Here is a 6860-nt window from a genome sequence, read left to right as displayed (position 1 = left end):
CGGGCGCGAACCCGGACAGCGCGACCGGCACGGTGCCGCCCCGCGCGACCTTGCCGGCCCCGAGGACGATCGTCGGCGCCGACGGCTCCGGCTCCTCGCCCGCGGCCTCGCCCAGCCGGCCGACGCCCCAGCGCTCGGTCGTCTGGTAGCCGGTGCCGGTGGGCTCGGCCCAGGTGTGGATCGACGTGCGCGCACCGTCGGCGGTGGCGTCGTTGACCTGGAAGTCGAGCCCGTGGAACGTGCCGGCGCCGCCCTGGTCGTGCAGGCCGATGGCAGCCTCGACGACGTAGCCCGACGCGGTGCGACGCGTGGCGCTGGTGAGGTTGGCCTTCTGGTAGGCCTCGTCACCCGTGCCGACCGACACCACGTTGTCCGCGCTGATGCGCAGCTGCGTGTCGTCGTAGCGGTAGGAGCCGTTCTTCGCGTTGCCCGGGTCGACGAAGATCTCGACCGAGTCCTGCGTCCACGGGTCCGAGCCCGCGGTGTTGACGACGGCGTCCGTGACGGTGGCGAGGACGTAGAGCGTGTCGTCCTTCCACAGCGTCTTGACGTCCGCGACGGCACCCGCCGGGTCCGACCCGGCGCCGACGACCTTGGTCGTGCTGACCGAGGCCGCGTCGGCCCAGACCGCGTCCTCCTCGCCGTCGACGGTCGGCGCCGACGACGCCGGTGCGACCTCGAGGTACGACAGCGGCTCGACCAGCGTGAGCGTGCCGGTCGCGCCGAGCTTGTTCCAGCCGACCGTCGCGCTGCCGTCGGTGGCGGTCACGTCGAACGCGAGCTGGTCGCCGACCGCGGCGGCGTCGAGCGGCAGGTGGACCACCGCGGCCCAGCCGTCGCCCAGCTCCGTCGCGACACCGTCGACGTCGCCCTCGCCGTCGCGACCGAACGCGTACGTCGACCCGTCGAGGGTGAACGTGAGGCCGTCCGACGCCGCCGGGGTCCCGTCCGACGCGACGACGTACGCCGTCAGGTGGTCGGCCTCCCAGCGGAGCTGGAACGCGGCCGAGTCGTCCATCGGGAGCAGCGGCAGCCGGTCCCAGTCGGGAGCCGAGGTCGCGTCGTCGTCCAGCGGCACGGTGCCCTGGAAGACGTTCGCGGCCCGCATGGGGGCGGGCAGCGTGGAGGCGTCGACGATGCCGTGGTACGCCGGCTTGGCCTTGACCTGGTCGTCGAAGACGAGCGGCGCACCCGAGTCGTTCCGCCACGACCGGCCGTCGACGAGACCCCACACGGTCGCCGAGAAGACCTGGTCGGTCTCCGCGTGGAACGCGCGGAACGCGTCGAAGGCGTCCTTGTAGTAGTAGCCCTGGTCGACCAGCTTCGCCTCGGTCACGGGCGTGCCCGTCGTGACGTCGAACTCGGTGATCGCCTGGACCTTGCCCAGGTCGGCCATCCGGTCCAGCGCTCCCGCGAGCGTGCTCACGGGGGTCGCGAGGCTCACGTGGAACTGGTGGCCGATGCCGTCGAACTCGACGCCGCGGTCCACCATGCGGGCGATCAGGTCGTAGTAGCGCTGCTGCTTGCCGGCCTGCTCGGTGTTGTAGTCGTTGATGAAGAGCGTGACCGGGTGCGACTGGCCGGGAGCCGCGTACGTGCCGTTGAAGGCGTCGTTCGCGTACTCGAAGGACAGGTCGACGAACTCCTCGCCGAGCACCTGGAACCACCGGCTCGTGCGCATGCCGCCGGGGGTGCCGCTGCCGTCGGAGACGACCTCGTTGACCACGTCGAACGCGTACAGCGGGTTGGTCGCGCTGCCGAACTTCCCGTACTTGTCGCTGAGGTATTGCGCGACGTCGTCGATGTGGGTGCGCAGCCGGGCCTTCAGCACCGCCTGGTCGGCGGGGCTGTCGGTGAGCCAGCGGCCGGAGCCGTCCTGGAAGAACCAGTCGGGCGTCTGGCTGTGCCACACGAGCACGTGCCCGTAGACCTTGAGGTCGTGCTCCGCCGCGTACGTCATGAGCGCGTCCGCCTCGGAGTTCGTCATGACGAACGTGTGCGTCGGGTCGTTCGCGTCGTACCACGCCTCGGGCTTCATGAAGTTCTCGGGCGTGATCTGGTCGAAGTGCTTGGTGAGCAGGCGACCGTACGGGTCAGCCGTGTCACGCGCCTGGATCGCGGCACCGAAGGGGAAGTCCAGCGTGTCCTTGATCGGCGTCAGGCCCTCCTCGATCGACAGCGGCGACGCCACCTTGACGACGATGTCGTCGACCAGGAAGTCGGACGTGTTGCCGCCGTTGTAGTCGGTCTCCAGGTAGAGCAGGTCGGAGCCCTCGGGCACCCGGATCGAGGCCTTCACCTCGACCCACTGGCTGTTCGACTGGCCCGACACCTGCGCGAGCGTCGTGAACTTCTGCGTGCCGCCGTCGTCGTGCCGGACCGTGAGCCACACGTCGTCGGCCGGCTGGCCCGCGGCGAAGCGGACCCACGCGGACAGCTCGTAGAGCGTGCCGGGCACGAGGACGCCGTCGACGTCGAACGCGAGGCCGTGCCCCTGCGACGTGCGGTTCGCGACGAGCGCGGACTGCGCACCGCCGTGGGCCGCGGTCGTCGTGACCGTCGCCGTCGGCGTGCCGCTGCCGGTCTCGCGGACGAACCAGCCGTCCATGCCGTCCTCGAAGTCGGCCGAGATCACCGTCGAGCCGACCGGCTGCGCCGGCGCGAGCGTGACGGACGGGAGGGTGAACTCCCAGCCGGCGTCGAGCCGCTCCTGCACGACGGCCTTGAGCGCCGCGACCGAGTTGGCGCGGTTGCCGCCACCGTCGTGCACGAGCACGATCTCGCCGTCCTGCATCGCGGCGCGCAGGTTGGCCTTGAGCGCCTCGACGTCGGACTGCACGGTCGCGTCCCAGTCGTTGATGAGGTTGGTGACGGCGAGCGGCTGCATGCCGAGCGACACGGCGGCAGCCGGCGTCTGGCCCCACGCGCCGTTGGGCGCCCGGAAGAACGGCACCTGCGCGTTCGCGTCGCCGAGCGCGGTCCGGATCGTCGTGAGGTTCTGCGCCATCTTCTGCGCGGCCTGCGCCTGCGTCAGCCCGTCCATCGCGCTGTAGTCGGTGGAGTGGTTGCACAGGGTGTGGCCGTCGGACACGATCCGACGCAGGACGCTCGCGCCGTCGCCGGTCGTGACGTTCTGGCCGATGACGCAGAACGTCGCCGGGATGTCCTTCGCGGCGAGGAAGTCGAGCAGCTCGGTCGTGGCGGCGCCGTTGGGGCCGTCGTCGAAGGTGAGCGCGGCCCGCTTCACGCCGGGAGCGGACGCGGCCGCGGCGGTCGCGACGGGCGTCGTCGTCGGGTTGAGCGCGCCGCCCGGCGGGACGTCCGGCACCTCGCCGGGGCCTGTGGACGCCTGGCCGGTGATGACGACGTCGTCCACGAGGAACGAGGCGGTCGCGCTGTCGGACTCGACGTAGAGGTTCGTCGGCGGCGTCGCCGGGTCGACCGTGTACGTGCCGGACAGCTTCGTCCACTCGCCCGCGGTGACGGCGACGCGGCCGCCGACCCACGGGTACTCGTTCGCCGCTCCGGGCGTCTGCATGCCGAGGTTGAGCTGGGCCGGGCCCGGCTCCCCGTCGGCGAGCCGCACCCACGCCTCGACGTCGTAGGTGCCCGTCGTGAGCAGCGCCGAGACGTCGTGCTGCGCGCCGTTCCAGCCGGCGGTGCGGCCGGTGACGAGCAGGCTCGACGTCCCGCCGTGCGCCTGCGTGGTCGTCGTGGCGACCGTCGTGCTGCCGGAGCCGCGAGCGGTCCAGCCGTGACCGGCCGACTCGAAGGTGCTGGTCAGCACCGCGCTCGGGCCGGTAGCGGGCGGCCCCGTGATGACGAGGTCGTCGACGAGGTAGGTGTACGCGCCGGTCAGGTCACCGGTGCCGAGGTAGAGCTGGAGGTCCGACGGGGCGGTCCCGGTCGCGGGGACGGTGTACGTGCCGCTCACCGTGGTCCACGCGTCCGCGGTCATGGTCGTGTTGCCGATCCACGTGTACGCGGGCTTCATGACGAACCGCACGCCGGCGGGGCCGCCCGTGGTGCCGTCGGCGAGGCGGGCACGCATCGAGATCGTGTACTCGGTGCCCGGCACCAGGTCGGCCAGCGCACCGGGGGCTGTCTGGACGCCCTCGTAGTCGGCCGCGCGGTTCGCGACCTGGAGGACCTTGCCGCCGTCGACGTCGACGACGCTCAGCGTCGGGTTGCCGCTCTGCTGCCAGATGCCCGTCGTGCCGTCCTCGAAGGTCGTCGACGACACGACGGTGGGCGACGCCGCGGCGGCGGTGGTCGCGGTGGGCAGGATGCCCGCGATCGGGGCGGCGATCACGCCGACGGCCAGCAGGCCGATCCCGATAGTTTCGAAGCCTCTCGGCCGTCTCATCGACGCTCCTTTGCGCAATGCTGACAGGTGACCGCGCCAACCTATGCAGCGGACAGCGGTTCCGGTATCAGCCGGAGGAGCGAATTATCGGTTCTGTCGTCGCAAGTATCGAAACTGTGACGCTTCCGTGACCCGCCCCAGAGGGTCCGCTCGGCGGTCCCGGACGCGTCGAGGCACGACGAAGCCCCCGGTGCTCGTCGGCACCGGGGGCTTCGGGAGTCGTCGCGTCAGTGCGCGGCGTCGTACGCGGACTTCACCTCGGCGGAGATGCGACCCCGCTCCGAGACGTGGTGCCCGTTGGCCTTCGCCCACTCGCGGATCGCCTGGGCGTCGCCCGAGGAGCGTCGTGCGTTGCTGCTGCTGCCGCGGCCGGCGGGGCGCGCCGACGACGAACGGCCACCGACCTTGCGGGCGTGGCCGACCCACTGTGCGAAACCGTCGCGCAGCTCCGAGGCGTGCGCCGCCGTGAGGTCGATCTCGTAGGTGACGCCGTCGAGCGCGAACGTCACCGTCTCGTCCGCCGTTCCGCCGTCGATGTCGTCGACGAGCAGGACCTGGACCTTCTGAGCCATTGTTCGCTCCGGGGTAAGTGCGTGGAGGGGATTTTCTCGCTTACCCGCCGAAGCATGACACCCGTACTATTCGGACGTCAAACGGTCGCGCTTCGATTCCTCATTTGTGGTGACCGCTTCCTGCTGCGCGGCGCGGCGTTCCTCGGCATCCATTCTGGCCAATGCCTGCCGTTCGGTGCGGTCCGCATTCACGAGCGCGCGGATCGCGAACCAGAAGATCAGCCCGACACCGATCGAGGGGAGGACGGCGGCCAGCGCCGCGGTGAGCCCGTCCACGCGTCAGCCCTGCGGCTTCACGAGCGGGAACAGGATCGTCTCGCGGATGCCGAGGCCCGTGAGCGCGATGAGCAGGCGGTCGATCCCCATGCCCATCCCTCCCGACGGCGGCATCGCGAACTCCATCGCGGTGAGAAAGTCCTCATCGATTCGCATGGCCTCGTCGTCGCCGCGCGCCGCGAGCGCCGCCTGCGCCTCGAACCGCTGCCTCTGGATGACCGGGTCAACGAGTTCCGAGTAACCGGTCGCGAGCTCCATGCCGCGCACGTAGAGGTCCCACTTCTCGACGAGTCCGTGCTTGCTGCGGTGGTCGCGCACCAAGGGCGACGTCTCGACCGGGAAATCGCGCACGAACGTGGGTGCCGTCAATGCGTGACCGACGTGGTGCTCCCAGAGCTCCTCGACCATCTTGCCGTGGTTGCGCTGCCCGGGAGCGAGCTCGATCTCGGCCTTCTCGAGCAGCTCGAGCAGGACCTCGTCGGTCGTGTCGTGCGTGATCTCGACACCCAGCGCCTCGGACAGCGAGTCGTACATGGGCAGCCGCGCCCACTCGCCGCCCACGTCGTACTCGGTGCCGTCGGCCAGCGTCACGACGGTCGTGCCGAACGCGTCGCGCGCCGCCGTCTGCACCAGGTCCTGCGTGAGGTCCGCGATCGTGTCGTAGGTGCCGTAGGCCTCGTACGTCTCGAGCATCGCGAACTCGGGCGAGTGCGTGGCGTCGACGCCCTCGTTACGGAAGTTCCGGTTGATCTCGAAGACGCGCTCGACGCCGCCGACCGCGGCGCGCTTGAGGAACAGCTCGGGCGCGATCCGCAGGAACAGCGGGATGTCGAACGCGTTCATGTGCGTCTCGAACTGCCGCGCGGCCGCACCCTCCGGGCGCACCTGGAGCATCGGCGTCTCGACCTCGATGAAGCCGCGCTGGTGCAGGTTCTCCCGGACGGACCGCAGCACCGCGGCACGCGTGCGGACCATGTCCCGCGAGCGCTGGTTGACGATGAGGTCGACGTACCGCTGGCGGACGCGCGCCTCCTCCGAGAGCTCGGTGCCCTCGTACAGGTTCGGCAGCGGCCGCAGGGCCTTCGCGGCGAGCGACCACGCGTCGGCGAACACGGACAGCTCACCGCGGCGTGACGAGATGACGCGCCCGTGCACGAAGACGTGGTCGCCCAGGTCGACGTCGGACTTGAACGCGGACAGCCGCTCCTCGCCCACCTCGGCGAGCGACAGCATCGCCTGGAGGCGGTTGCCCTCGCCGTCCTGGAGCGTCGCGAAGCAGAGCTTGCCGGTGTTCCGCAGGAAGACGACGCGGCCGGCGATCCCGACCTCGTCCTGCGTCTCCGTGCCGGGCTCGAGGTCGGGGTACGCGGCGCGCACCTCGGCGATCGTGTGCGTGCGCGGCACCACCACGGGGTAGGCCTCGGTCCCCTCGGCGAGCAGGCGCTCACGCTTCGCGCGGCGGACCTGGATCTGCTCGGGGGTGTCGTCGACGGGGGCGTCGGCGGCGGCGTTCTCGGCCGGGTTCTCGGGCGCAGCGGTCACCGGGCGATTCTACCGGCGCGACCCGTGCCACCCGGCGCCGCGGTCGGTGACGTGCACGACGCCCCGCCGGAGGTGGGGCCGGCGCGGTGACGTGCACGACGCCC

General features: G+C 71.1%; 4 protein-coding genes. All 4 read right to left on the bottom strand.

Translation table 11 applies throughout. From position 1 onward, the window contains the following. Positions 1-4366, bottom strand: a 4366-nt coding sequence (locus tag HGA02_RS07435) for an endo-1,4-beta-xylanase (protein ID WP_168678493.1), incomplete at its 3' end; no start/stop codon positions are given. Positions 4367-4593: 227 nt separating this feature from the next. Further along, positions 4594-4938: a histone-like nucleoid-structuring protein Lsr2 gene (locus HGA02_RS07430; RefSeq protein ID WP_168678492.1), complete on the bottom strand. Its 345-nt coding sequence runs from the start codon at positions 4936-4938 to the stop codon at positions 4594-4596. A 66-nt stretch (positions 4939-5004) separates the two neighbouring features. Beyond that, on the bottom strand, positions 5005-5214 hold the full coding sequence (locus tag HGA02_RS07425; protein WP_168678491.1) for a hypothetical protein: 210 nt from the start codon (positions 5212-5214) through the stop codon (positions 5005-5007). A gap of 3 nt (positions 5215-5217) precedes the next feature. Further along, entirely contained in the window at positions 5218-6756 is a 1539-nt protein-coding gene (gene lysS / locus HGA02_RS07420) for a lysine--tRNA ligase (protein WP_168678490.1), read from the bottom strand. Positions 6757-6860: the final 104 nt, after the last annotated feature.

It is taken from the genome of Cellulomonas septica (genome assembly GCF_012396155.1).
GTDB lineage: Bacteria > Actinomycetota > Actinomycetes > Actinomycetales > Cellulomonadaceae > Cellulomonas > Cellulomonas septica.
This window is presented reverse-complemented; position numbering and strand designations above follow the sequence as displayed.

Excerpts from the sequence above, each read along its gene's own strand:
- HGA02_RS07430 (WP_168678492.1), bottom strand. The coding sequence starts at position 4,938 with ATGGCTCAGAAGGTCCAGGTCCTGCTCGTCGACGACATCGACGGCGGA.